The organism is Psychrobacter sp. PSP, assembly GCF_024085615.1.
Taxonomy (GTDB): Bacteria; Pseudomonadota; Gammaproteobacteria; order Pseudomonadales; family Moraxellaceae; genus Psychrobacter; species Psychrobacter pacificensis.
The window spans coordinates 318,728-342,726 of the sequence record NZ_JABLTF010000021.1; the positions used below are offsets into that span (position 1 = coordinate 318,728).

General features: G+C 41.9%; 21 protein-coding genes. 17 read left to right on the forward strand and 4 right to left on the reverse strand.

Annotated elements, in window-relative coordinates; all coding sequences use genetic code 11:
• Positions 1–10: 10 nt before the first annotated feature.
• From HL061_RS13210 to HL061_RS13255, 10 genes are all read left to right on the forward strand, one after another.
• Positions 11–496, forward strand: a complete 486-nt coding sequence (locus HL061_RS13210) for a hypothetical protein (RefSeq protein WP_252962965.1) — start codon at positions 11–13, stop codon at positions 494–496.
• A gap of 81 nt (positions 497–577) precedes the next feature.
• Positions 578–865, forward strand: coding sequence for a hypothetical protein (locus HL061_RS13215; RefSeq protein ID WP_252962966.1), 288 nt, complete (start codon positions 578–580; stop codon positions 863–865).
• Positions 866–869: 4 nt separating this feature from the next.
• The gene (locus tag HL061_RS13220) at positions 870–1,364 is read left to right on the forward strand and encodes a glycosyl hydrolase 108 family protein (RefSeq protein ID WP_252962967.1); all 495 of its coding nucleotides are present in this window, start codon (positions 870–872) and stop codon (positions 1,362–1,364) included.
• 526 nt (positions 1,365–1,890) lie between these two features.
• Entirely contained in the window at positions 1,891–2,142 is a 252-nt protein-coding gene (locus HL061_RS13225; protein WP_058024156.1) for a hypothetical protein, read from the forward strand.
• A gap of 67 nt (positions 2,143–2,209) precedes the next feature.
• A complete protein-coding gene (locus HL061_RS13230; RefSeq protein WP_093068926.1) occupies positions 2,210–2,455 on the forward strand; it encodes a hypothetical protein in 246 nt (81 codons plus the stop codon).
• A 666-nt stretch (positions 2,456–3,121) separates the two neighbouring features.
• A complete protein-coding gene (locus HL061_RS13235; protein ID WP_252962968.1) occupies positions 3,122–4,750 on the forward strand; it encodes a long-chain fatty acid--CoA ligase in 1,629 nt (542 codons plus the stop codon).
• Between the two features lie 330 nt (positions 4,751–5,080).
• Positions 5,081–6,505, forward strand: a complete 1,425-nt coding sequence (locus HL061_RS13240; RefSeq protein WP_083328965.1) for a PLP-dependent aminotransferase family protein — start codon at positions 5,081–5,083, stop codon at positions 6,503–6,505.
• Positions 6,506–6,870: 365 nt separating this feature from the next.
• A complete protein-coding gene (locus HL061_RS13245) occupies positions 6,871–8,160 on the forward strand; it encodes a citrate:proton symporter (RefSeq protein ID WP_252962969.1) in 1,290 nt (429 codons plus the stop codon).
• Between the two features lie 22 nt (positions 8,161–8,182).
• On the forward strand, positions 8,183–9,529 hold the full coding sequence (locus HL061_RS13250) for an acyclic terpene utilization AtuA family protein (RefSeq protein WP_071003549.1): 1,347 nt from the start codon (positions 8,183–8,185) through the stop codon (positions 9,527–9,529).
• Complete coding sequence (locus tag HL061_RS13255) at positions 9,526–9,825, forward strand: hypothetical protein (protein WP_071003550.1); 300 nt, start codon at positions 9,526–9,528, stop codon at positions 9,823–9,825. Before HL061_RS13250 ends, HL061_RS13255 begins: the two co-directional genes overlap by 4 nt.
• 253 nt (positions 9,826–10,078) lie before the next feature.
• Here the strand turns inward: HL061_RS13255 and HL061_RS13260 are convergent, their stop codons facing one another.
• Positions 10,079–11,656, reverse strand: a complete 1,578-nt coding sequence (locus HL061_RS13260; RefSeq protein ID WP_252962970.1) for a hypothetical protein — start codon at positions 11,654–11,656, stop codon at positions 10,079–10,081.
• A 464-nt stretch (positions 11,657–12,120) separates the two neighbouring features.
• Between HL061_RS13260 and HL061_RS13265 the strand changes: the two genes are divergently transcribed.
• The 6 genes from HL061_RS13265 (at position 12,121) to HL061_RS13290 (ending at position 18,714) form a co-directional block, all read left to right on the forward strand.
• Positions 12,121–13,035, forward strand: a complete 915-nt coding sequence (locus HL061_RS13265; protein WP_252962971.1) for an inovirus-type Gp2 protein — start codon at positions 12,121–12,123, stop codon at positions 13,033–13,035.
• 468 nt (positions 13,036–13,503) lie between these two features.
• Positions 13,504–14,496 carry a DUF932 domain-containing protein gene (locus HL061_RS13270; RefSeq protein WP_252962972.1) on the forward strand — a complete coding sequence of 331 codons (993 nt, stop codon included), beginning with the start codon at positions 13,504–13,506 and terminating at the stop codon, positions 14,494–14,496.
• A 96-nt stretch (positions 14,497–14,592) separates the two neighbouring features.
• The gene (locus HL061_RS13275; RefSeq protein ID WP_252962973.1) at positions 14,593–15,705 is read left to right on the forward strand and encodes a lambda-exonuclease family protein; all 1,113 of its coding nucleotides are present in this window, start codon (positions 14,593–14,595) and stop codon (positions 15,703–15,705) included.
• 138 nt (positions 15,706–15,843) lie between these two features.
• Positions 15,844–16,743, forward strand: coding sequence for a hydrolase or metal-binding protein (locus tag HL061_RS13280; protein WP_252962974.1), 900 nt, complete (start codon positions 15,844–15,846; stop codon positions 16,741–16,743).
• Positions 16,744–16,903: 160 nt separating this feature from the next.
• Positions 16,904–17,155 carry an AlpA family phage regulatory protein gene (locus HL061_RS13285; protein WP_252962975.1) on the forward strand — a complete coding sequence of 84 codons (252 nt, stop codon included), beginning with the start codon at positions 16,904–16,906 and terminating at the stop codon, positions 17,153–17,155.
• A gap of 485 nt (positions 17,156–17,640) precedes the next feature.
• On the forward strand, positions 17,641–18,714 hold the full coding sequence (locus HL061_RS13290) for a hypothetical protein (RefSeq protein WP_252962976.1): 1,074 nt from the start codon (positions 17,641–17,643) through the stop codon (positions 18,712–18,714).
• A gap of 11 nt (positions 18,715–18,725) precedes the next feature.
• On the opposite strand, the gene HL061_RS13295 is transcribed toward HL061_RS13290, so the two are convergent.
• Positions 18,726–19,811, reverse strand: a complete 1,086-nt coding sequence (locus HL061_RS13295) for an AraC family transcriptional regulator (protein ID WP_252962977.1) — start codon at positions 19,809–19,811, stop codon at positions 18,726–18,728.
• Between the two features lie 115 nt (positions 19,812–19,926).
• Here HL061_RS13295 and HL061_RS13300 point away from each other — a divergent pair, with 115 nt between their 5' ends.
• Complete coding sequence (locus HL061_RS13300; RefSeq protein WP_201547997.1) at positions 19,927–21,981, forward strand: alkyl sulfatase dimerization domain-containing protein; 2,055 nt, start codon at positions 19,927–19,929, stop codon at positions 21,979–21,981.
• Positions 21,982–22,506: 525 nt separating this feature from the next.
• On the opposite strand, the gene HL061_RS13305 is transcribed toward HL061_RS13300, so the two are convergent.
• Both HL061_RS13305 and HL061_RS13310 read right to left on the reverse strand, forming a co-directional pair.
• Positions 22,507–23,040, reverse strand: a complete 534-nt coding sequence (locus tag HL061_RS13305; RefSeq protein ID WP_252962978.1) for a Holliday junction resolvase-like protein — start codon at positions 23,038–23,040, stop codon at positions 22,507–22,509.
• Positions 23,041–23,075: 35 nt separating this feature from the next.
• Entirely contained in the window at positions 23,076–23,972 is an 897-nt protein-coding gene (locus HL061_RS13310; protein ID WP_252962979.1) for a competence protein CoiA family protein, read from the reverse strand.
• Positions 23,973–23,999 lie beyond the last annotated feature (27 nt).

Below are 23,999 nucleotides of genomic sequence, written 5' to 3' on the forward strand. Positions count from 1 at the left end.
GGGTTTTATTTTGTCTAAATTTCGAGGGGTAGAGATGCTTAAAATAAAAATTAGGCGGCTATGGTGGGCTTGCGCTGCCATCGTAGTTTTGTACCCAATTAGCGCATGGGCGGTAGAAAACACCCCTATTTTAATGCTGCCAGCGCCTTTCTTGTTGGAATGGTCAGGTGTTTGGGCTTTTGCGATAGGTGGTGGTGCAGGATCTGCATTCCTAAAGATGAGAGAGATTGATGACCGATATCATTATTCTGCTTTGGCAAAGTTTGTGATTGGCGTTTTTAGTGGCGTAGCAATATCGCTTTTAGTAAAAACGCTACTTAATACCAGTATTGAGCTACTAACATTCTTTGCGCTATTCGCCTCATTGTTTAGTGCCCCGATAGTGGCTGGTACGATGGCGTGGCTAAGCAAGCAAAGACGTATTGATAAAGCCTTAGATGGCTATTACAAACAAAAGACAGGCATTGATGTGTCGTTAGATAAGGATGATGAATAATGCAAGCTATTTATCTAGATTTTATATTTGCCTTCATCTCGGTGGTGCTTGGCTCAATATTTCTTTGCAGCCGTATGAGTTTTGGCAAACGCTGCATACATTCGCCATTTGTTGATATTGCCATCTTATGCCTTGGATCATTCAGTTGGTTGGTTTTTGGTTTTTTGGCTGTGTCAGCATGGTTGGATTATGGTGGACTACATACCATTGGATACCGTGGTCATTGGGGTTATACGCTCGCAAGGTCGCTATTCTTTGTGTCATGGCTCGCAACACTATACAAGATACATCGGTCGTTCATCTGCCATGACAGATGCGATAAACACCACGCCCCTTAACGGGGCTTTTTTAATGTCTAAAATAAGGTAAAGCTATGAGTATCTACGACATGATTTTTGATAGATTGATGGACCATGAGGGTGGTTACGTCAACCATCCGAACGATCCAGGAGGCGAAACCATGTATGGTGTGACTAAGCGCGTTGCCAATGCACACGGATATTGGGGGGATATGCGCAAGCTACCCAAATCACTTGCAAAGCAGATCACTGAGCAGTCATACTATAAAGCTGTGAAGGGCGATCAACTAGACCGACTAATTGCATGGCAGCTTACAGATGCGGCTTATAACCACGGTAACCGACAAGCGGTTAAGTTTTTACAGCGTGCAGTTGGTGCCAGTGATGACGGTTTAATTGGCCCACGTACATTAGCTGCGGTTGCTGCCAAGGACAAGAATGATGTGGTATTCTTATTTAACGCCGAGCGTATTGAGTTTTACACAGGCCTTCGTGGTTGGTTAAGCTTTGGCCGCGGATGGGCAAGACGAGTGGCTGGCAATTTAAGATTTGCAGCATCAGACAATTAAGCCGTGACATGATTTTTGACAGCCTACCATCAAACACTATCACACTTAATCACATTTACTTTTGGTAAGTCATTGATATTGCTAAGTACGTATTTGATAGCGTGTGATAGAATGTGATGTAATCGGGTTCAACTCCCGCCATCTCCACCAAATATTGATAAAGGGCTGACAGTCGCAGATTGTCAGCCCTTTATTTTGCGTGTTTTTTGACTTTCTCTTACCTTATAAAAGGTTGGCTACCATATAGGATGTTGGGGTTATTGTTGGTATTGAAGCTTTTCCAGCTGTTCAATATTAACAAAAAATACTCTGATATCCTTGACCTATATCACGTTACGTAGCATAGATTTCACCATGAAATATCTCGTGCTTATCATCGTCGTAATTAGCTAAAACACTACTCAAGGCAAGCTAGAATTGCTTTTCAGTATGTCTATTTGTAACCTTCAAGTCGAAAAAATATATTGTAGAAAGTGAATTTATCTGTAAAGTATAAAAATAACAGACTAAAAATGAGGGATTAGACATGCTTATCGAACTACAGGGTAGTAGATTGACTCAGGCAATATTAGAGCGGGATGATAATCAGGTATGGTGTGCTGTGAGCAATGTCAGTGACGATCATGCTATGACAGCCATCGATAATGGTTATTACGAATTATTAGTGTCTATCGTGTCTTTGGGTGATGATGGCTTTGTTTGTGATAAAGGCCATCTATGGCAGTACGCTGTACCCGTTAAAAAGGTCGAGCTTACTCAAGATGACGTAGGCTTATAGTTGAATGAACACGGATGTAACCTGATTGTTTGCCTAAATAATCATCTTCATTGTAGGAGTCAGTGGTATGGATAGTGGAATGGTGGGGAGTCAATTAACTCGCTTAATGCTTGAAAATGGCCATCAAGAAATATGGTGTGCCGTGAGTGATGTGAGCGATGAAGACGCTATGGAAGATCAAGTAGGGAACGACTTTACAGCGTGTATCGTAGATTTTAGGGACGGGCAGTTTTATTGCACCGCAGATAATGGTTGGTTTCATGCAGTACCGATTGAGGTACGTGCACTAACGCAAAATGAAGTTGGTTTTTAAAAAAACTTATCAAAGTATTTAGGGCGTGTCCCTAGTTCTTGCTATCCCACCACGAACAAAAAACCGATCATTTAATTTGATCGGTTTTTTTGCATTATGTGGTATTGCGCAAAGTACCTAAGAAATTTAGGGCGTGTTGAACATTCGCAAATAGGCACTGCTGATCGCTAAAATTGTTCCAGACAAGGCACAAAGCGACGATAATGCAGATGCCTTAGCGAGATTTGTAACGCAGTATGGGGCAATTTTAGCATCAGCCCCAACGATAAAAGCAGGGGACAGGACTCTTTTTTGCCGCTTCATCGTTAAAAATAAGCGCTTAGAGTGACTAAGCTTATTATTTTTAACATCGAATCGCCTAAAAAATAGTCGCTGTCAGTGCCATGGTCGAATGTTCAACACGCCCTAATGAGTTTAGAGCAATTCAACGATTTTTTATTGATGATTAATGTAGTTAGCTGTTTGGTAAATTAGTAGGAAAAGGAAAATAGAGTATTAGCAGCAATATATAAATAATGAACAGCCGTTTATTTTAATGGAGGGCGATCATAATATTATCTTGTCTTGACACACAATTCTGATTATTCTTAATTGTGGTTTATTTTTAGTATTAGAGGATACATGAATAAAAATAAGCGAACTTTTAACAACGACAGGGAATGTACTATGTTAGGAAAAATGATGTATCAGCCATTGCTGATCAGTGGTCTAATCGAACACGCTGCCCGCTATCATGGCGATACGGCAGTTTTGTCCAAAGAAGTCGATGGACAAATGACTCATACTAATTGGCTTACGATTTCGAATAATTCAAAACGGTTGGCCAATGCCTTAGCTGCCCTCGGACTTAAATCATCAGAGCGCTTAGCCACATTGGCTTGGAACAATCGCCGTCACTTAGAAGCTTGGTATGCGATTTCAGGCAGTGGCATGGTTTGCCACACTATCAATCCGCGTCTATTTCCTGAGCAGCTTAGTTACATTATCAATGATGCTGATGACCGCGTGCTATTTTTTGATGTCACATTCCTACCGCTTATCATGGCGATTAAAGAAGATATTAAAGGGATTGAGCACTTTATCTGCTTGAGCGCTCGAGAGGACAGTGTCGTCGCAAAACTGCCTGAGGTATTATTCTTTGATGAGTTATTAGCAGAGCATAATGCTGACTTTGATTGGCCTCAGTTTGATGAAGCCACTGCCAGCTCGCTTTGCTATACCTCAGGAACGACAGGCAATCCTAAAGGGATTTTATATACGCACCGCTCTTCTGTGCTTCATGCGATGGCACTCTGTATGCCGGACGTATCGGGTTTATCTGCGCAAGACGTCCTACTCCCTGTAGTACCGATGTTCCATGTCAACGCGTGGGGAACCCCTTATGCGGCTGCATTAACTGGCTGCTCTCTGATGCTCCCAGGTCCCAATCTGGATGGTGATAGCCTAGTATCTCTCATTGATGATTATAAGGTGACGGTTGCGTTAGGCGTTCCCACGATTTGGCAAAGCCTATTGACCGCTGCTAAAGCCAGAGGCAGTAAGCTTGATAGTATGACGCGTACCATTGTCGGTGGCGCCGCTTGTCCACCATCAGTGATTAAAACGTTTAGAGAAGACTTTAATTGCGATGCGGTACACGGCTGGGGTATGACGGAGACCAGTCCACTTGGAACGATGAATCAAATAAAAGCTAAGCATAAATCACTGAGTAAAGATGAGATTGACGAGCTACGTAACTCTCAAGGACGTCCACCGTATGGTGTACAGTTACGTCTCATAGACACTGATGAGCCACTTAAGCCAGTCAAAGAGGATGGAGTGTCTCAGGGTCGCTTGCAGATCAAAGGTCACTGGATTATCAACGATTATTATACAGAGAATCCTGATGCCATTACAGAAGATGGCTGGTTTGACACGGGTGATATTGCAACCATTGATGCTGATGGTTATATGAATATTCGTGACCGATCAAAAGATTTAATTAAGTCTGGTGGAGAATGGATCTCCTCAGTAGAGCTTGAAAATATCGCTGCCGGCCATCCACAGATAAAAATGGCAGCTGCTATCGCCGCAAAACATAAAAAATGGGGAGAACGTCCGGTACTGATTGTGGTAAAAGAAGAGAATGCAGAACTCGATGAGTCACAAGTGCTAAGTTTTTATGAAGATAAAATTGCTAGCTGGCAGATACCTGACAAAGTTATTTTTGTAGAGAACATCTTACTAAACGGTGCCGGAAAAATGGTGAAAAAAGACTTGCGTGATGAGTATGGTGATGCGCTATTAGAGGCGTAGCGTTCTGCTTTTAAGATACCATTCATGATATCCCTGATCGGTGTTAAAAAATCTTAGCCATCAGATACTATGATGGTAATCACGATCAAAAGGTTGTTTATGCTCATAGCGTAGACAACCTTTTTTAGTGTGTTTTTTCTGAGTCACCAAAATAAGCCTTATCGCGCGATGCTCAGTGACTTGGCGACTTGGCGACTTGAGATGAAGAGATACCTTGTTCGGTCTGTTCTCTCTTTAATAATATCAATTTTGATATCCAGATTATAAACTATAGGTCTTTCAGTTATGATATTTTCCTCACATGCTACTAATCTATTTTAGAAATAGCATTTGCGAAAGCGAGTACGTACTGAGCGTGGTGGTTGCTCAACATGGAGTGTGACGGTGAAAAAGTTCGAAGAAATTTGTCTCATTGTGATTGACGATATCAAAGCTGGTCGAAAAAAAGTAGGAGACAAAATACCCTCCATTCGAGCGATGGCCGAAAAACATAAGGTGTCCAAAAACACCGTAATCACGGCTTATAACAAGTTGCTTGAGCAGCACTGGATCAAAGCGCTGCCCAAATCGGGTTTTTATGTGGGAGAGGATTTGTCCAACACACCCATGCTAAACGCGACCCCGTTTTATACAGGTATTGACTTGTTGGAGCAACAAATGGTCAACCAGTCGCATCATAAGCCTGGGGCGGGCCGCTATCCCAAAGAATACATGGATAAGCTCAACCTTGAGCGCTATTTGGGGCAGGCTAGTGACCGTTTTGGGAGTGAAAGCGCTGAGGTGGCACATTTTGATCGTGGTAATGGCGATCCTGCTGGCAATGTATTACTGCGAGGGCTGCTGGTCGACATCCTAAGCAGGCGCGCTATGACGGTTGAATCGCAAAATGTTCTATTGACCTATGGCACCAATCACAGTTTGGACTTGATCATTCGGCACTTTTTGACCAGCGGCGATCCAGTCATCGTTGAGTCTCCCGGATATTATCCGCTATTTAGTAAGCTTGAATTACATCAAGTCGCTATTAATACCATTAAGCGAACCAAATTGGGCATAGACGCTAATCATTTAGAAGCCCTTATTATTAAATCTCAGCCCAAGATTTTATTTTTGCAGCCTTTTGCACAAAATCCGATGGGTACAGATTTGACGTCTCAGAATATGGCAGAGATTCAGGCATTATGCACCCAATATAATGTGATTATTGTGGAAAACGACCCGTTTTTATTGGCAAGAGACGACGCTGCCAGTTACTTTTTTAATCAAACCTGTCCTGTGATTTATGTCAGTAGTTTTTCAAAAACCGTCTCTGCGTCGATCAGATGTGGTTTTGTCGTCGCCTCCAAATCGGTGATCAAATCACTCACACGGCTTAAGATGATTACGGTGATCAATACCTCATCCATCATGGAAAATATCCTCAACCATCTGATCACCAGTGGCGCTTTGACCAATCATTTGCAAGCGCTCAAGCATCTGTCTGCGGAGAAGTCAGCCACTGCCATCACTCAGCTAAACAAAATCGACGGCCTGACGCTTTATCCGCATAATCCCAGTGGTAATTTTTTGTGGTTTCGTATTCCGATGGACGATAAAAAGGCGGTAGAAGCCGCTAAAAATAATAATATTTTCATCGCGCCTGGTAGTCTGTTTTTTCCCTCCGATCCGACTTATTTTGCCTTAAGAGTCAATAAATTCTATATAGACAAAACCACGGTTAAGTTTATTAAAACTGCTATTTTTAACCATCATTAACGCTTATGTTGATGCGTTATATCAAAGCATACTTTTTGCTTTTGACAGTGTGGGAGATATTTTTTGTTTAATAACATGATACAAAACCTGCCAGTATTTCTTAAAAATGCATCGATAATGACCGATATTTTTGTCATTTTGTTTGATGAATCGCACCGCCCATTTTCCTAGTAACTGCCTGCCATAGCACAGAAATGTGTGCCCAAAACGGGTACAGTTTCCTGTCAAAACGTTCATCTGTACCCTTGGAAGCCTCCTGCACCCGTGATATTTCTAGTAAAGCTGATGCCAGTGAGTCACCGATGGAGAGGTGAGCTGGTCGTGATATCACATGGAAGAGATTAACGTTCACAAGGAGAAGGAATGTGTTGGCATTACTTGGGTTTTTGACGATTTTCGTATTTTTGGCGCTCATACTGACCAAAAGGGTGTCCGTCATTGTGGCATTGATTCTTGTGCCTGTCGTTTTTGCTTTAATCGGCGGCTTTGGCGCAGAGCTTGGCGGCTTTATGCTAGACGGCATCGTGGGTGTGGCACCAACGGGTATCATGTTAGGGTTTGCCATTTTGTTTTTTGGCGTGATGAACAATGCAGGTTTGTTTGATCCGCTTATCTCGCGGGTATTAACACTGGTCAAAGGCGATCCTGTCAAAATCTGTATCGGCACCGTGGTGATCGCCATGGTGGCGCATTTGGATGGCTCGGGCGCCTCGACGTTTTTAATCACCATTCCAGCCCTACTACCGCTATATGACAAACTGGGTATGAAGCGAATCATACTGGCGGGTTTGGTGGCGCTTGGTGCAGGTACGATGAACATGACGCCTTGGGGCGGCCCAACTGCACGTGCGGCGGCGGCTTTAGAGGTGAGTACCGCGCAGTTATTTAATCCGCTTATTCCTGCGTTTGTGGCAGGTGTAGTTTGGATTGTATTTGTGGCCTACCTTGTGGGCAAAAAAGAGCGCAAACGCTTGGGCGTTCAAGACATGGAGCACAGCCTGCATGATGAGCTGACGGAAGAAGCGCGCGATATGCGTCGCCCCAAGCTATTTTGGTTCAATTTGATATTGACCATAGTTACTATTGTGGCGTTGGTGCAAGTTTGGCTACCACTGCCAATCGTCTTTATGCTGGCATTCGCCATCGCTGTGCTTATCAATTATCCCAAACCTAATGATCAAATGGATCAGATCAAGTCGCAATCGGTTGGCATGATTACCGTGGTGTCCATCATTTTTGCGGCAGGTATCTTTACGGGCATTTTATCAGGGACAGAGATGATTTCTGCGATGGCGACGGCGCTGGTGCAGATCATTCCAGACGCGGTGGGTGGTTCGATGGGCGTCATCGTTGCCGTCTTGAGCATGCCTTTAAGCCTCGTCTTTACTCCTGATGCCTATTATTTTGGGGTGATGCCGATTTTGGCACAGACCGCGAGTGCATACGGGCTGGATCCTGTCCAAATTGGTCAAGCGTCTATGCTGGGACAAATGACCACAGGATTCCCGCTCAGTCCGCTGACCGCATCGACGTTCTTGTTGATTGGCCTTGCGGGTGTGGAGTTGGGCGATCATCAAAAGTTTGTCTTTAAATGGGCGTTTGGTACCACGCTGGTCATGACCATTGTGGCGATAGTCACAGGCGTGATCATTTAAATAAAATAATCAGGAGTAAGGAATGAAAACCATCAAAATTGGGTCTGGCGCAGGTTATGCTGATGACAGATTGACGCCTGCGCTTGATGTTATGACCTACGGCGACGTGGACTATATCGTGTTTGAATGCTTGGCTGAGCGTACCATTGCCATTGCCCAGCAGCGCAAAATGCAGCAGCCAAACGAGGGTTATGACCGTTTACTTAAGTATCGTATGGCGCAAGTACTGCCGCTGTGTGTCGAAAAAAAGGTCAAAGTCATCAGCAATATGGGGGCTGCCAACCCCAAAGCTGCTGCCGAAACAATCAAACAGATCGCCGAGCAGCAAGGGTTTCATGGTTTAAAAATCGCTGCTGTCACAGGTGATGATGTGTTTACAGACATTGTGCGTTATCAGAATGAGACACTGCTGGAAAACGATCGCACCATTGCAGATCTTGGCGATTCTATCGTCTCGGCCAATGCATATATTGGTGCCAAAGGTATCGTGCAAGCATTGAGCGCTGGCGCAGATATCGTCATCACGGGCCGCGCCGCCGATCCGTCGCTCTTTTTGGCGCCGATGGTGTATGAGTTTGGCTGGTCTTTTGACGATACCGATTTGATGGGCAAAGGCACAATTGGCGGTCATTTGATGGAGTGCGGCGCTCAGATCACAGGTGGTTATTTTGCAGATCCTGATTATAAGGAGGTACCTGAGCTTTGGAATGTTGGCTTTCCTATCTTGGCGGTGACAGAGGACGGAGAGTATACCGTGTCCAAGCTGCCCAATGCTGGCGGGTTGGTCTCTGAGGCGACGGTAAAAGAGCAGTTGCTGTACGAAATTCATGATCCTGCCCGCTATCTTACCCCAGATGTGATTGCTGATTTTTCTAACGTGTCTGTGAAAGCCATTGATAACGATGTGGTTCAAGTGTCTGGCGGATCAGGCAGGCCCAAAACAGGTCTATTGAAAACCAGTATCGGCTATAAAGATGGCTATATCGCAGAAGCGGAGATCAGCTACGGCGGTTCAGGGGCAGTCAAAAGGGCCGCGCTTGCCAAGCGGGTCATTGAAAACAGGCTAGCCGCTGAGCATATTAAACCGATCGAGATACGCTATGACTTTATCGGTCTCAATTCGTTATATAGCAATGAGTTTGCCAGCACGGCGGAGGCGGCCGAGGTGCGACTACGGGTGGCGGCGCGTACCCCGGATAAAACCATGGCACAAGCCATCACCCGAGAGGTCGAGACGCTGTATACCAATGGCCCCGCAGGTGGCGGCGGTATTCGTTCACACATTCAGGCTATCGTGTCCATCGGTTCTATCTTGATTCCAGAAACCGATACGGACATTACTGTCTCATATTGGGAGTCAAATAAATGAAACTACGTGAAATTGCCCATTCTCGCACTGGTGACAAAGGCAATATCTCCAATATTTCTCTGATCGCGTTTGAGGAGACTGATTACGAATTGCTCAAAGATAAAGTAACCGCAGCCGTGGTCAAAGACTGGTTCCAAGATATTGTAGCAGGAGAGGTGATTCGTTATGAGTTGCCAAACTTAAAAGCTTTTAACTTTGTTTTGTATGGGGCATTAGGCGGCGGGGTGACCAAGTCGCTGGCGCAAGATATGCATGGCAAGAGCTTAAGCTCAAAGCTGCTGGACTTGGACATATAGATAAGAGTTGCGAATCATAGATACAGCAAAGCCCTGATATCAGGGGCTTTGGCTACTCTATAAGATAGTATAGAACTATGTAATGGTACCCGGAGCCGGAACGATATTTAATAGATAAGTATTTGATTTATAATGACTAATTAATTTTTTTTAGATATAGTATACTCACCAGTATACTTATAACTCTACTTTCAGTTCTATATGACCATCGACCATAACTTATTTATACATATTGAAATGAGTAGCAAGTGGCTTAACGTCTTCTACCGCCTTCTTTAATCTCATTTATAATTCTACTATTTTTAGCAAAAGGGTCTTCTTCAGTGCTACTGACGTAAGCTGTTGAAGTACTAGTGAGGTCTGTATTCTGAAACGACTCAACCTCTTGAACAGAAGTGACAGTCGGTAGTCTATCATGACTGTCTGCAGTGGTATTAGTACGTAATGTTTTACTAAGGGCTATATCAAGGATCGGTCGATCTAATGGACGATATAATTGACTACTGCCGACATCGTCTGACTCTTTAGTATGTGTTTGAGACTGCGTCTGCTGGCTATCAATCAAAGTTTCATTTTCAGTACAATCTTGATCAGCATCCTTTTTAGAGTATGGCAACGACCCTAAGTCTTCAGCCTCTTCAATTTGATCGTTGATACCTTCGCAAGTATTAGGACTGATATTGTTTTCCAATATAGCCTCAGTGCTGTTGATCTTAGCTTCTAAGCTTTGCTGAGTTTCATAAGAATCAAAAAACGTTTTCCCATAATCACCTCGTAAAAAAGCATTAGTATGTGGTTTAGTTTTAGGAACGTTGGAATGGAATATCTTACTATAACTCTCAATTATATCGTTAAGCATTTGACTTAGTGTCTTATTTTGATTTTTTGCAATAAGCTTTAACAACTTCTTGTTTTCAGTAGTAAGTCGCAAACCTTTTGCTTCAGCTTTCTTATCGCGATCTCGCTTAGCCTTCGAAAACCAAACATCACGCATTTTTTTAATAAACGCGTTTCTACTAGCAATGATCTGTTCATTTAGTATTATATTTCTACTTTTAAGCCAATGGTAGTCGAAAGCCCAGTAGTCAAGTGACGCAAGCATATGGTTAAGCCTACTCTCAATATCTGATTCTGGAAACTTGATGGTATCAGTACTAACTAAAGCTTGTATTTTTTGAGTCGACAGCTTGCTATTCTTTAAATGATTTTTTGCCATGTATTTATATAAGTGATTGACTAAAAGTTTATCACGCTTATTTATCCATTTTAAGGATTGGTTTTCAACTCCAGACAGTAAATATACTTTGTTCAAAAAATCGAATGATGATTTTTTAAAGTATATATTTGTTCTAACATCACCCTCGTCCCTTTCTGTAATACTATCTTCCAAAATTTGAAAATGAATATTAAAAATAATATCATGAATAAATATATCAATATCAGAGTCTAATGCTAATTGATTGGAATTAACTGCTAGATAGTTATCTAATAAACCTTGATATTTTAAAACCATATACAGCCATAATGCTGCTCTTTTATTATTGTAAAACCATTTGGTATATTTATATGGAATATTGTTGTCAGCAGATTTTTTCAAAATAGAGTCTACCGCGTGCTTGCTTAAGTTTTTTTCTGAGAAGTAATTTAATAATTGGAGTTTTACATTTTTATCGTTTTTCAGAATATATTCGTATTTGTATTTATGTATAGAACGTAAATAAAATAAACACCAGTAAGTATCGTAAACACTAAGAGCGTTTACCTTTTTTGTAATATATTCTAAATCAGGAATGTATTTTGATTGTGCTTTTTGGTTCTTACTATTACTCACTGACTATCTCCAAGTAAACTATACAGAGGTAAATTTAGTAGTTCTAGTACAATAAGGGTAAGACAGATTGTAGTCAAGTAATCATCATGTGAACGTCTAAATACTTTCATATATACATCAATAAAATGTCATAAAAACGTCATTATTTATCATCAATATAACAGATAATACAAGGCTTATAGGCAATAAAACCTATCTACTCTTCAAGAGTACAGTATCATCTAACTCCATCCCAATAATCTACCTACAGTACAAAGCGATTTCTAGCTGCTAAACTAGTCATCCTTCAATGCCAGCTTAAGAATAGCTGCACTACGGCAGCTCATCCTTAGTAGGTTATTTATATTATTACTTAAACACAGCAGCTACTTGTTCTACTGCTGAGGGTATAACTCTCAGCGATCATCATTATAAAAATACAGACCCACCTTACCCTATGAATTCAATTCCATAGGAATACCATAATGTCTTACGCACACCTTAACCAACCATTAGTCGTTGCAAAAGTACACAGTTTAGTTGTAAGCGTATTAGCGAACGCTATTACATTTAATGAGACTATGAGCAAATTGAACGAGATTTATCTCTCGTTCATGACTCACCTTAATTCTGAGCTACTTTATTCACAACCGATTGTCGCATTTATTTATAGCACCAATGCTATTGTTGGCGATGATTATCCAGAAAACGTTATTTGGAATCATGATAAAACCCAACGATTTATCACTACGTTGTCGTGCTATAAGAATGATATTGACAATGAGCGTCTAGCATTCGTTTATCAGGAGAAACAAAACCAAGAAAAGTTAGGTCACTATGCCAATAATCTTATTACCCATTATTCAAGGCTTTTATTTGTACGTATAGATTTAAAGTACGCGCAAGCGACTAGCCATCTTGTGAATATTGAGGACTTCAATTGTCACATGAGGAATCTTCGGGATCTTATCGGCAATAAGAAAACGTGCTTTAAGCACTTGCAAGGCAATGCTTGGGCTATTGAACAAGGAGAGAGCAATGGTGGACTACACTGTCATCTACTGCTTATGTACGATGGAGCGAAACGACAGAACGACTGGTATCTTGCTAAAGAGGTCGGTAAGAAGTGGAAGATGATTACTGGAGGACTAGGAGAGTACTATAGCTATCACGATACAGAGCGTAAGCAGAATTATGCACGAAACGGCAAATTAGGTATTGGCATGATTCATCAAAATAATGCTCAGGAGGTTGAAAACGCAGTACGATCAGCTCTTTATTTAACGGAGCCAAATAAATATGAGCAGCGATTAAAATTATGGCTACCAAATATGCGTACTTTCGGTCATGGTGTTTATCGTACGAAAAAACGTAGAGGCTTACCGCCCATATCAAAATAATTTCAAATATATAGTATTCCAATGAAATAAGGCAAGGAGCCACTTCTAATTTGTCTATTAACCTTAATCCATCTTAATTAAAGGTCTGCTTAATCGCAGGCCTTTTTTTATGCGCAAAATAATAGGAGTCATCATGCAAACAATTTGTCCTCACTGCCATTCATCGCGAGTAACGAAAAACATTAATGTTGATAGCCCCTTTAGTATTATCGAGCAGCTATGCTCGTCAACGACTTTATCGGGACTTGGCGCTAGCGTCTGTAAGTACTACAAGGTAAATCCTGCTATCGGAATAATCGCAGGTAGTGCTATTGCTTCAGCGATTAGCTTAGCTAGAGATAAGCTACAGCCACCTCTTCTTGTTGTGGCTACTCAACCTAGCTATTTATGCAATACCTGTTCAAAAACATTCACTATCTAACTCTCTTATTGAACTACCAACTCAATTAATTTAAAAGGAATACTCTTATGGCACATTTAATCGAAAACATGGCATACGTTGGCGACACCCCTTGGCATGGCCTTGGTAACCAGCTTCCTAAGAATCAGCCTATCGAGGTCTGGGCACGTGAGGCCGGTATGGACTGGCGTATTGAATCGTCCGATGTCAGCTATATGGCAAACAACGATAAAGGGCAAAGTCTTATCATGCCCTTTGATAGCAATAAGGTCTTATACCGTTCAGATACGCTTGAGCCACTTAGCGTAGTCAGTCAACGCTACCAAGAAGTACAACCTCGTGAGATCTTAGAGTTCTACCGCGACTTAACAGAGCACTCACACTTTGAGCTTGAGACTGCTGGCATCTTAAAGGGTGGCCGTAAGATGTGGGCATTGGCTCGTACTGGTCAGTCTATGACTTTAAAAGGCGGTGATGTCAGTAATGGGTATCTGTTGCTGGCAACCGCTTGTGATGGAACTCTAGCAACGACAGCGCAGTTTACTAATATCCGTGTGGTGTGTAATAACACCTTAGCGGTAAGCTTAGCCGACGGTAGTGGCGGTGTGGTCAAAGTACCGCATAGTACCTCCTTTGATGCTGATCGCGTCAAGCAGCAACTTGGCGTATCGGTCAAGCAGTGGAACGAGCACATGTACGAGATGAAACAATTAACCCAGCGCCGCGTCACTCAAGCAGAAGCGGCGAACTATCTAAACCGTGTGTTCAATGATCAGGATAACGACATCATTCTGTTTAACAGCGCTAAGAAAGAAAAGGACGCCGTTCCTAACGCTCGCGCTATGAATAAGGTGATGAGTATGTTCAACGGTCAAGGTCGCGGGGCCGATCTCGACTCAGCGCGTGATACCGCTTATGGCCTCTTGTCTGCTATGACAGAGTATGTGGATCATGAACGTAGAGCGATATCTACCGATCACAGACTAGACTCTGCTTGGTTTGGCGCAGGCGCTAAGCTTAAAGACAAGAGCCTAGAGGAAGCCTTTAGTCTTATTGCCTAAAGTCTATTGGTACACTTAATAATTAGACCACGCCTAAGCGCGTGGTTTTTTTATGCCTGTTATTTCATTTCAATCAATTTATCGAAGGAGTTCACTATGAACATGATCGCATTAAACACCAGCACATCAATAAGACGTACTAAGCGTTTAAGCGCTAAAGTCAAAGCGCCTGTAACTGACAAGGCTAAAGATAAGAGTAAGCGGATCGATCCCTTTGCTACTGAGTCTAATACGCCGCTAACTCCTAAGCGCCTAGTTAGTACTAAAGACTTAAGTCATGACGAGTGGCTTGCGGTACGCCGTCAAGGAGTAGGCAGTAGTGATGCTGCCGCTGCTTGTGGTATTCATCCGTATTTGTCTATGCTAGAGCTATGGCTGATTAAGACAGGACGTGCAAGCTCCGACTTAGATGAGAGCATCGACGGTTATGCACCCCTGTATTGGGGTAATACGCTTGAGCCAATGGTCGCTAAGTACTACCAAGAAAAGACAGGCAATAAGGTACGGCGCGTAAACGCTATCTTGCAACACCCTGAGCCTGATAAAGCCTTTATGCTCGCGAATTTAGATTATGCAGTAACAGGTAGCGAGGAAGTACAAATACTTGAATGCAAAACCGCTGGGGAGCATGGCGCGAAACTATGGCGTGATGGCGTACCGCTATACGTCACGTGCCAAGTACAGCATCAACTGGCAGTCACTGGCAAACAAGCTGCGCATATCTGTGTGCTGCTATGCGGACACGAAGCGAAGATCTACAAGGTTGAGCGTGATGAGCGTTTGATTGCATCAATTATCGAGCATGAGCGTTTGTTCTGGCAGTACGTGGAGACGGACACACCACCCACGCCTGATCACTCTGAGTCAGCCGCTCGTGCGCTTAAGCTGCTTTATCCTGAGCCTAAGCCTACAAGCAAGATAGACTTTAAGAGTGATGAGGGCGCAAATAAGCTGTTCGATAAGCTGCTTAGCTATCGCGCGTCAATCGAAGATCTAGAGCAGCGCCACGATCAAGTTAAACATCAACTGCAAAGCCTCATTAAAGACAATGAGGTGGCGGTCTTTGACAAGGGCGCGATCTCATGGAAGCGCTCGAAAGACAGTGTCGGTTTAGATAGCAAAGCAGTCATTAAAGCCCATCCTGAGCTGATGGATAAATTTAGTAAAACTCGCCAAGGTAGCAGACGCTTTGTGGTGTTAAACGACTAAATTGTCAGTCACTTAACTATTCACGCATCTATTAATCAATCAGAACCAATCAATCGAAGTAAGCATATAACAGCCCGCCCTAATCGGTGGGCTTTTTTTATGTCTTATCTATTTATTAAACAAACAAGGAATACCACTATGATTAAAGGTCTAACCATAACCCCGCCCGTACTCGGTCGTATCAGCATTGGACGCGTCATCAATAAAGACGGCAAGCGTCTGCCTGCGAAAGACGATCAATTCACTATTACCAGCCAAGTGCAGAATAAGGACGGCTGGGTCAATCATCCACTCGATGCCAAACTGCGTAAAGGTAATGACAGTAAGCTGCGACAAATACCCGTTCGTATGCTGTTTAATGATCCTGATCTAAACCTACGTGCTCAGTACACGCTATTTGATCGGCAGACAGGCAGACCATTATGCGTGGGAGATGGCGAACACTGTCAGCGCCGTACCAACAATGGCGTGGAGCAACTGCCTTGTCCGTCGCCTGATCGTTGCCCACTAGCCCAAGGTGGCGCTTGTAAGCCTTATGGTCGCTTGTATGTGAATCTGAGTGAGGACGATGAGCTCGGCACGTTTATCTTTCGTACGACGGGCTTTAATAGTATTCGTACACTTGCAGCAAGGCTGCGCTACTTTGCCGCGGTATCCGGTAATAAGCTGTCATGTTTACCACTGCAATTAACGCTAAGAGGTAAAAGCACCACGCAAAGCTATCGCACACCCATTTACTTCGTAGACCTCACGCTACGTGATGAGGTGACAATCAAAGACGCTGTACAACAGGCTAAGGCGATTGATTATGAGCTTAGCGAGAACGGCTTTGATCAAAGTGCATTAGAGCAAGCTGCCACGCTTGGTTATGCCAATTCATGCTTTGAGGTCGACGATGAGGCAAGTGAGGTAATGGAAGAGTTTTATCCAGTAGCAGACGACAGCAATAAAATACCTAGTAAGGCAGAAAAAGCTATGCAGCCAAACACACGCAGTATCGCCCAAGGCTTACGCCAAAGCGTGACAGCGGTGAGCTAACAAACTAATACGCAACATAAAAAGAGAGCTGATCCGTCAGCTCTCTTTTTATGCGCTCAATGAAAGGCGCATGCGGTCAGTATGGGACGGCATAAAAAATTATGGGACTCGGTAAGTATATGAGAGATACCGCTCTCATTCACTTACGAAGGAGATAATCATGGAACAGTTAAATGCAGCACAACCAGTAATCGAGCAGTGCAATCATATACCACAGCTATTGAGTATTAAGGATGTCGGTCATTATACCGGGCTTAGCCGTTCGACCATTTATGAGATGATCAATGAGGAATCTGATCGTTACGATCCAACGTTTCCTAAAAAGGTACAGCTGACACAGGTGAGGGTAGTGTGGGTAGCGAGCGAGATCGCTAATTGGATTAATACTAAAATTCTAGATAGAGGTATCTAATATAAAGTAAGCCGTTTACCTATCAAGTAGACGGCTGTTTTTTAACGACAAATATGCACTAACTAAAATATGACCCGAATAGACATAGTAGTCATAATAGCTGACTCGGATGCACCTATTGAGTAAGTAATGACTCTGTTAGATTTATTAAGTTAGTCGGTTTAACGCAAAACAAGGACGTAACTATGATAAACAGGAGTACTTATGCTTAATATAAAAGGCTTACTTTAACAAGTGCCATAATAGTTAGTGTTGGATTACTAGCTGCTTGTGGTGACGATAATGAAACCACTACTACTATTATTCCAGATCCCAATCTACCAGAGAACGTTGAAGGATGCTTTTGGGGTGGTCCTTACAGTATCGATAATCCAGATGCAAACTTCGCTTATCCTGATACTGGTGCTACCTACTGGCATGCAAAATATACCTTACCTAAAGACGCAACCTTAAAGCTAAAAGGTGAGTATCCTTTTGCGCGATATATGTCGTTTAATAGCTATAGACAAGATGCCTCTCCAGCATTTGCGTTGAAAGACAAAGACATTATTGCAAATATGGATTCTATTAATCCTTTCCTTCAGGGTGCTCAGCGTAATAGTAATAAACGGGGTTATGAAATTGAATTGGCTAGTGGCGAGGCTCCGATAATACCGCTAAATAATACTTTATATGACTATGTCCAAGATAATGGCGAATCGCTACTACTTTATCGAGTCTATGTTCCTAATAAAGGTAAAGATGTTACCGGTGGTGTAGGTCTGCCTACTCCAGAGTTGACCTTAGGTAATGGTCAAGTATTAACAGGTCAAGCAGTGTGTGACACTCTTCAGTCTAAGCAAGAGTTGATAGAAATCCCAATTTTACCTGATCAAACTTATGCAAGTCTTCGCCAAAACAACCCTGCAACACTAAATCCAATATGGCGTGCGGTCTATAACATCCAGTTTACTCTTAGGTGTGGGTTTTTGGGACAGTGTGACGGTAATCCTGTCAGACAAGTGCCTTGGTATGCCAATTTAGATAATCAATACGTTGGAACTTACATAGATAGAGATATTAAACCTATTGCTGTCATACGCGGTAAAATTCCAAAGGTTCCATCGACAGTTAATGGCGATGAAATATTTGACGAGAGTGACGCTCAAGTACGCTATTGGTCTATGTGTCAAAATGAATTTTATTCCCAAAAAGTAACGGGTTGTTTATACGATGAGCAAGTCACTATCAATCCAGATGGTTACTATACCATTGCTACCAGTTTACCGTCAGATCGTCCAGCTAATGCTACTGATGAATGTGGCGTAGGCTTCCTGCCTTGGTCGGATAAAGGCGATGGCTTCTCTATTGTTGCTGGTAGACAAGACAATAAAACAGACGGGTTATTACTTATGAGACATATGCTGCCAGCTGCTGATTTTGACAATTCTATTCAGAATACTTCAGTACCGGGAGACGAAGTAGAAGTATTAGGAGATTTTTTACCAAAGCTTGAGTACTTTACCAAATCCGAGTTTGAAGCATTAGGTTGTGATGCTTATAAGTCTTTACCTCAATAGGTAGCTACAGCTCAATAATCTGATCTACTATGACTCCGATGCAACTTTTGATAAGCCATCGGAGTCATTGAATACCAGCGTTTAAAAGCTTGGAAGAACTGACTATGAGACTGATACCCCAATAGAAAAGCCACGTCAGTAGCTGAGAGGTTCTGCTCCACCAAGAATTTATCAGCCATCACTTTTTTCGTATGTAGTAGTACTTTTTGAAACGAGGTTTCCTCTTCACGTAACCGTCTTTGCAAGCTACTGACGCTCATATTTAGGACTTGCGCTACAGTCTCACGGGTTGCTTCACTAAGTCCTATGATAGTCATCAAGATATGTTGGCAGCGCTCAGCGTAGCTCAAATCAGGAAACTCTTTATCAAGCATATAGTGCAACGGCCCAATGAAAAAGCTACTTTCAATTGATATGTCAGCACCTGCCGATAAGTTCAAATTTGATTGAGAGCTATAATTTTTCATTAATGGATAATATAAACTATTTTTTTTGCTAGCAAGCTCAGCTGGGATGCCTAAAAGTTTTTTATAGAGCTCACTGCCGTGTGTTGAGTTCCGATGCGCGATAGTAAGTCTTACAGGCTGTAGAGCACTGAATTCGGCTAATATTTTATGTACAGCGAGTATGACACCATCAATTTGATGGTTATTAGCTAGCTCTGGCATACTTGGATTAAAGTCTAACCGTAATAAGCTTTTTTCTATCACTAAAGTAACTTGTATGGACTCGGTAATAACTTTGAAGTAACGGCTAACCAGACGGCAAAGCACAATAAATGGAATCTCTAGTTCAGCTTTTAGTAAAGGATTAATGCAAAGTTTTATACCTTTATACAAAGGTAGTGCTTTTACATCAGTGAGTTCCATTATTTTTAGCCCTATGTACTCTTCTTGAAGGAGCTGTACGGCTAAATCAATTTCACGGGTGACAATCTCCAAGGGAACACGATCACCTATAAAAGTATCTAAATCTACTGATAATGCCATGATTTTAGGAATGTCATCAGCACGATTAATCTTAAATAAGTATAAAGCTAGCGCCTTTCGATTAGAAAGCACCATACTTTTATGAACAGTAAATTTTTTGTCTTCCATATTCATTCTCGTTTATCTATGCGCTTAACTAATAGAGAAAATATTGTCCAAACTTTGAACCATTGTGTCATTAAAATTTAAACTAATGAAGTTTACTAAAAAAAAGGAATTTGTAATGGTAAACCCCATCTCCTTAACTAGGATTCGTTCTAATGTTTTGAGATCAAGTCAACTGCTACTACTTTGTAGTAGTATGCTGCTAGTAGCCTGTAATGACTCATCAACAACTAAAATAGCCGTTAATGACGGCGAACGCGCTGCAACGGCCAGTACAATAGAAGCAAACCATCAAGTCGCTAATGAGCTTAATATAGCAGATCAACAGGATTTCGAAGATGCGCGTCGTGGCCTAATTGCTAGTATAGACGGTATGCAAATAGCATCTTCATCTGATGCTACCAAGAACGTTTGGGATATGTCTGCTTATAATTTTATAAAGGGCGACGCTCCTGACACCGTTAATCCTAGTCTATGGCGACAGGCTAAGCTTAACAATATTCAGGGACTGTTCGAAGTGACTCCCGGTATTTACCAGTTGCGTGGTTTCGATTTGTCCAATATGACCCTTATCAAAGGAGATGGTGGCTGGATTGTAGTCGATACGATGACTTCAAAAGAAACGGCAAAGTACGCTTTTGATTTTGCCATGAAGCATCTGGCTAAGCGTTATCCAAATACGACTAACATTAGCGCTATTATTTTTACCCATAGTCATATTGACCACTTCGGTGGGATATTAGGTATTATCAGTCAAGAAGAGATTGCCAAACAGAACATTCCAGTGATTGCTCCTGGTGGATTTATGGAAGAAGCGACCAGTGAAAACATTCTTGCTGGTACCGCGATGAGTCGTCGTGCCGTTTATATGTACGGTAAAGATTTAGCACGTGATGAGTACGGTCATGTCGATACAGGTTTAGGTAAAGGTCCAGCCTTTGGTCAATTTAGTATTACTAAGCCTACCCAACTCGTTAATGCTACACCTACGAACCTAAAAGTAGACGGAGTAGATTTTAATTTTCAATATACCCCAGAATCAGAAGCACCAGCGGAGCTGACTTTTTATCTGCCTAAATACAAGGCTTTTGGCGGAGCTGAGCTAGTCTCACGCAATATGCATAACCTCTATACTTTACGAGGTGCGAAAGTTCGTGATGCGATGAAATGGAGCAGTTACATTGAAGAGGCGCGTAACTTATTTGCCGACGCTGATATTTACTTTGCTAGTCATCATTGGCCTATGTGGGGTCAAGAAAAAATCCAAACCTTTTTGACCCAGCAGCGCGATACGTATAAATTCATTCATGACCAAAGCGTACGTCGAATGAATAAGGGTATGACGCCTGGTGAGATTGCAGAAGATATAAAGTTACCACCGAGTTTAGCCAAAGTATTCTCTAATCGTGAATATTATGGCACGGTCAAACATAATGCACGCGCTGTCTATCAGAACTATCTTGGCTGGTATGATGCCAATCCTGCGCATTTAGATCCGTTGCCTGACTTGCAGCGAGCGAGTGCTTATGTAGCGATGATTGGTAGTGAAAAGATGCTAGCACAATCGCAGACTGCATTTGATAAAGGAGATTATCGATGGAGTGCTGAATTATTGAACCATTTGGTATTTGCTGAACCCAATAATACGGCTGCCCGAAAACTACTAGCTAGCAGTTACGATCAGCTTGGCTATCAAGCAGAGTCGGGACCTTGGCGCGATGTTTATTTGACAGCAGCGCTAGAGCTTCGTCAAGGCACTCCTAATACAGGTATTGACATGGCTTCTATGAAAGGTGTTTTCTTGCAAACACCCGTATCGAATTTCTTTGATACCCTAGCAGTTCGTCTAAAATCTGAGAACGCTACTGATAAAGACTGGCGTATCAAGATTAATTTTACTGATTTGAATGAAAGCTATTTATTATGGGTAGAGAATTCGGTTCTACATCATCGGTTATTAGATAACAAGATTCCATTACAACATGAAGTCAATGCTACGCTCAGTCTTACTCATCCTTTGTTTATTGATATGTTAATCGGTGAAGCAGGGGTTAAAAAAATACTATTGTCTGATGAGTTGACTATTGATGGGAGCAAGATAGATTTAGTGAGGTTCTTAAGTCTATTTGAGAAACCGCCGACATCTTTCGGTATAGTACTGCCAGAGGCCTAAAGCTCTCGGATTTCTAATATTCGTTAAAGTGATAACGGTTCTAGTAGCCTTTGATACCCGTAGGTAATTTAGCTACTAGTTGTCAAACCATTCCTGACATGACGGTTCTAGTAGGAAGGGGACTTATTTTATTATCTAGAAGTAGTATTGTTATCCTTTGCACTTGCTGCTGGTTGTTTTGCTGCTTCAATCAGTCTTGACTTCACTCATAGAGTTAATAGGCAGTTGGATGAAGGTTTTAGGTGGCCAGGTGCTAATCGCTAGTGGTGTGATCATGGCTGTTTAAAACAAATCTGTTATAAATAATATTGCGAGTTTGCATTTATAATCGATAGGATTATAAATAGTCTTTTCAATAAAAAGACTATTTATAGACTATTTTAAAATAAAAAAAACTATATAAATCAATGTTTTAATCTTGTCTCTAGAGATTAAGTAAAAAGTCTTTTCTATTAATAAGTCCTATTAATTACCATCTGCATTGAAAAATGCTAGCAAATTACATAAGAGTCAAAACGTATAGTTTTACTGATTTATACGCTTACCTGAACGCGTATCTTCACAGTGTTTTATCCTAAGCTCTTTAAAGCTAACCTGCCCATTTTCGATTACTTGTTTAATAATCTTCTGCCGTTGGTTTAGCCTAGCATTCCCTGTTTTAACTTCTGCAATAATGAGATGCACGTCCTCGATAGGCACGTTGCCATCGGCGCATTCATGCAAATTTTGGAAGATGATGTAGTCAATCGGTTCACCCATGAATCGGCAGTCTGAAGGGTTGTAAGGAAAGTCAGTAATAAAGGGCGTGAACTGTTCGCCAATTTGACCTTTTAGCACATTGCGCTGCATATTGTTGGAACGCTTTTGTGCCTCTTTAATTTCTTTCGCTAATTGCTGTTGAAAGCCTGCTTCTCTTTCGAGCATATCGTTCCTAATTTGCGCAACATCTCGTTCACTCTGTAGCAGAGTCTTATTTTGTAATTGTATCCGTTGTATAGCCCATACAAGCATGGCTAACATCAGCAGTATTATAATTAGTAGCATAGTAGTGAGTGTCATAGCTTTATTCTCCGTATTTTCAAATAGAATCATATTTAAGCAGTAGGGGTCATGTCCATTTCTTGCAGTCGCTGAAAGACAGTGTCTGAAAATGGTTTGAAGTAATTCCATGACTTATACTTTTGATTGTACTGACCACCGCCTTCGTTACGCCATTGCTTTAATATCTCAATAACATCATGGTTGTAGGTCACACACTTAATAGACACCATGCCTGAATTAAAGACTCTGACATCTACCCAAGCATGGTTAATGGTAAAGCGATAGATCGTATAGCCTTTATCAAAGCTTCCGTTGCTATTCTCATCAGTACTGCTCTGGCAATTATAAAGAGGCTCAGGTAATGGTGTAGGGGCTACTGGTATTGTTAAGGATTTCGGTGCTGGGAATATCCACTGCTTATTAGTGACGCAGTCTAAAATATGATCCTTTGCTTCCTCACTTGGCAACTCAATACCTTGCGTAATGATTTCTCTCAAATCGATCTCAACGGTCTTAATACCTAATTGCTTAATAAAATCCGCTTTATCGGTATCGATGAAAGAAGTCACAGCAACTTCAATAAACATCATTTCCCCGTCAACCGTTGCGACTATATCAGGCCGAATACAGCCAACAGCTTGCTCTTCGATTAGTTGATCAAACTGCCAAGTTTTATCCCCGCTATTTTCGTCATCGGGTAGAGATGGCAGTGTTAAATACCTCTCTTGCATAATGACTTGTTTAGCAAACTTGTGTAGGATACTTTCAGGGTGGATAGTGCAGCTTTCCTTATTGTTGAGATGCGCAAAATGATGCTCATTCTTCTCACCTTTACGAGCCACTACAGGCTCACCACATTCAAAGCAAAAACACATACAAGCCAGCCCTCGCTCGACTTGCTTAACATTGACGATTTGCTTTTGCTCATTAACAGCGATTGACATTGACATAGTTACCATCCTCTTGTTAGTTGGTTA

What these genes read in the sequence shown, in the direction of transcription:
- HL061_RS13220 (WP_252962967.1), top strand. Translation starts at nt 870, where the DNA reads ATGAGTATCTACGACATGATTTTTGATAGATTGATGGACCATGAGGGT.
- HL061_RS13225 (WP_058024156.1), top strand. Translation starts at nt 1,891, where the DNA reads ATGCTTATCGAACTACAGGGTAGTAGATTGACTCAGGCAATATTAGAG.
- HL061_RS13230 (WP_093068926.1), top strand. Translation starts at nt 2,210, where the DNA reads ATGGATAGTGGAATGGTGGGGAGTCAATTAACTCGCTTAATGCTTGAA.
- HL061_RS13235 (WP_252962968.1), top strand. Translation starts at nt 3,122, where the DNA reads ATGTTAGGAAAAATGATGTATCAGCCATTGCTGATCAGTGGTCTAATC.
- HL061_RS13250 (WP_071003549.1), top strand. Translation starts at nt 8,183, where the DNA reads ATGAAAACCATCAAAATTGGGTCTGGCGCAGGTTATGCTGATGACAGA.
- HL061_RS13255 (WP_071003550.1), top strand. Translation starts at nt 9,526, where the DNA reads ATGAAACTACGTGAAATTGCCCATTCTCGCACTGGTGACAAAGGCAAT.
- HL061_RS13265 (WP_252962971.1), top strand. Translation starts at nt 12,121, where the DNA reads ATGTCTTACGCACACCTTAACCAACCATTAGTCGTTGCAAAAGTACAC.
- HL061_RS13270 (WP_252962972.1), top strand. Translation starts at nt 13,504, where the DNA reads ATGGCACATTTAATCGAAAACATGGCATACGTTGGCGACACCCCTTGG.
- HL061_RS13275 (WP_252962973.1), top strand. Translation starts at nt 14,593, where the DNA reads ATGAACATGATCGCATTAAACACCAGCACATCAATAAGACGTACTAAG.
- HL061_RS13280 (WP_252962974.1), top strand. Translation starts at nt 15,844, where the DNA reads ATGATTAAAGGTCTAACCATAACCCCGCCCGTACTCGGTCGTATCAGC.
- HL061_RS13285 (WP_252962975.1), top strand. Translation starts at nt 16,904, where the DNA reads ATGGAACAGTTAAATGCAGCACAACCAGTAATCGAGCAGTGCAATCAT.
- HL061_RS13290 (WP_252962976.1), top strand. Translation starts at nt 17,641, where the DNA reads ATGTCGTTTAATAGCTATAGACAAGATGCCTCTCCAGCATTTGCGTTG.
- HL061_RS13295 (WP_252962977.1), bottom strand. Translation starts at nt 19,811, where the DNA reads ATGGAAGACAAAAAATTTACTGTTCATAAAAGTATGGTGCTTTCTAAT.
- HL061_RS13300 (WP_201547997.1), top strand. Translation starts at nt 19,927, where the DNA reads ATGGTAAACCCCATCTCCTTAACTAGGATTCGTTCTAATGTTTTGAGA.
- HL061_RS13305 (WP_252962978.1), bottom strand. Translation starts at nt 23,040, where the DNA reads ATGACACTCACTACTATGCTACTAATTATAATACTGCTGATGTTAGCC.
- HL061_RS13310 (WP_252962979.1), bottom strand. Translation starts at nt 23,972, where the DNA reads ATGTCAATGTCAATCGCTGTTAATGAGCAAAAGCAAATCGTCAATGTT.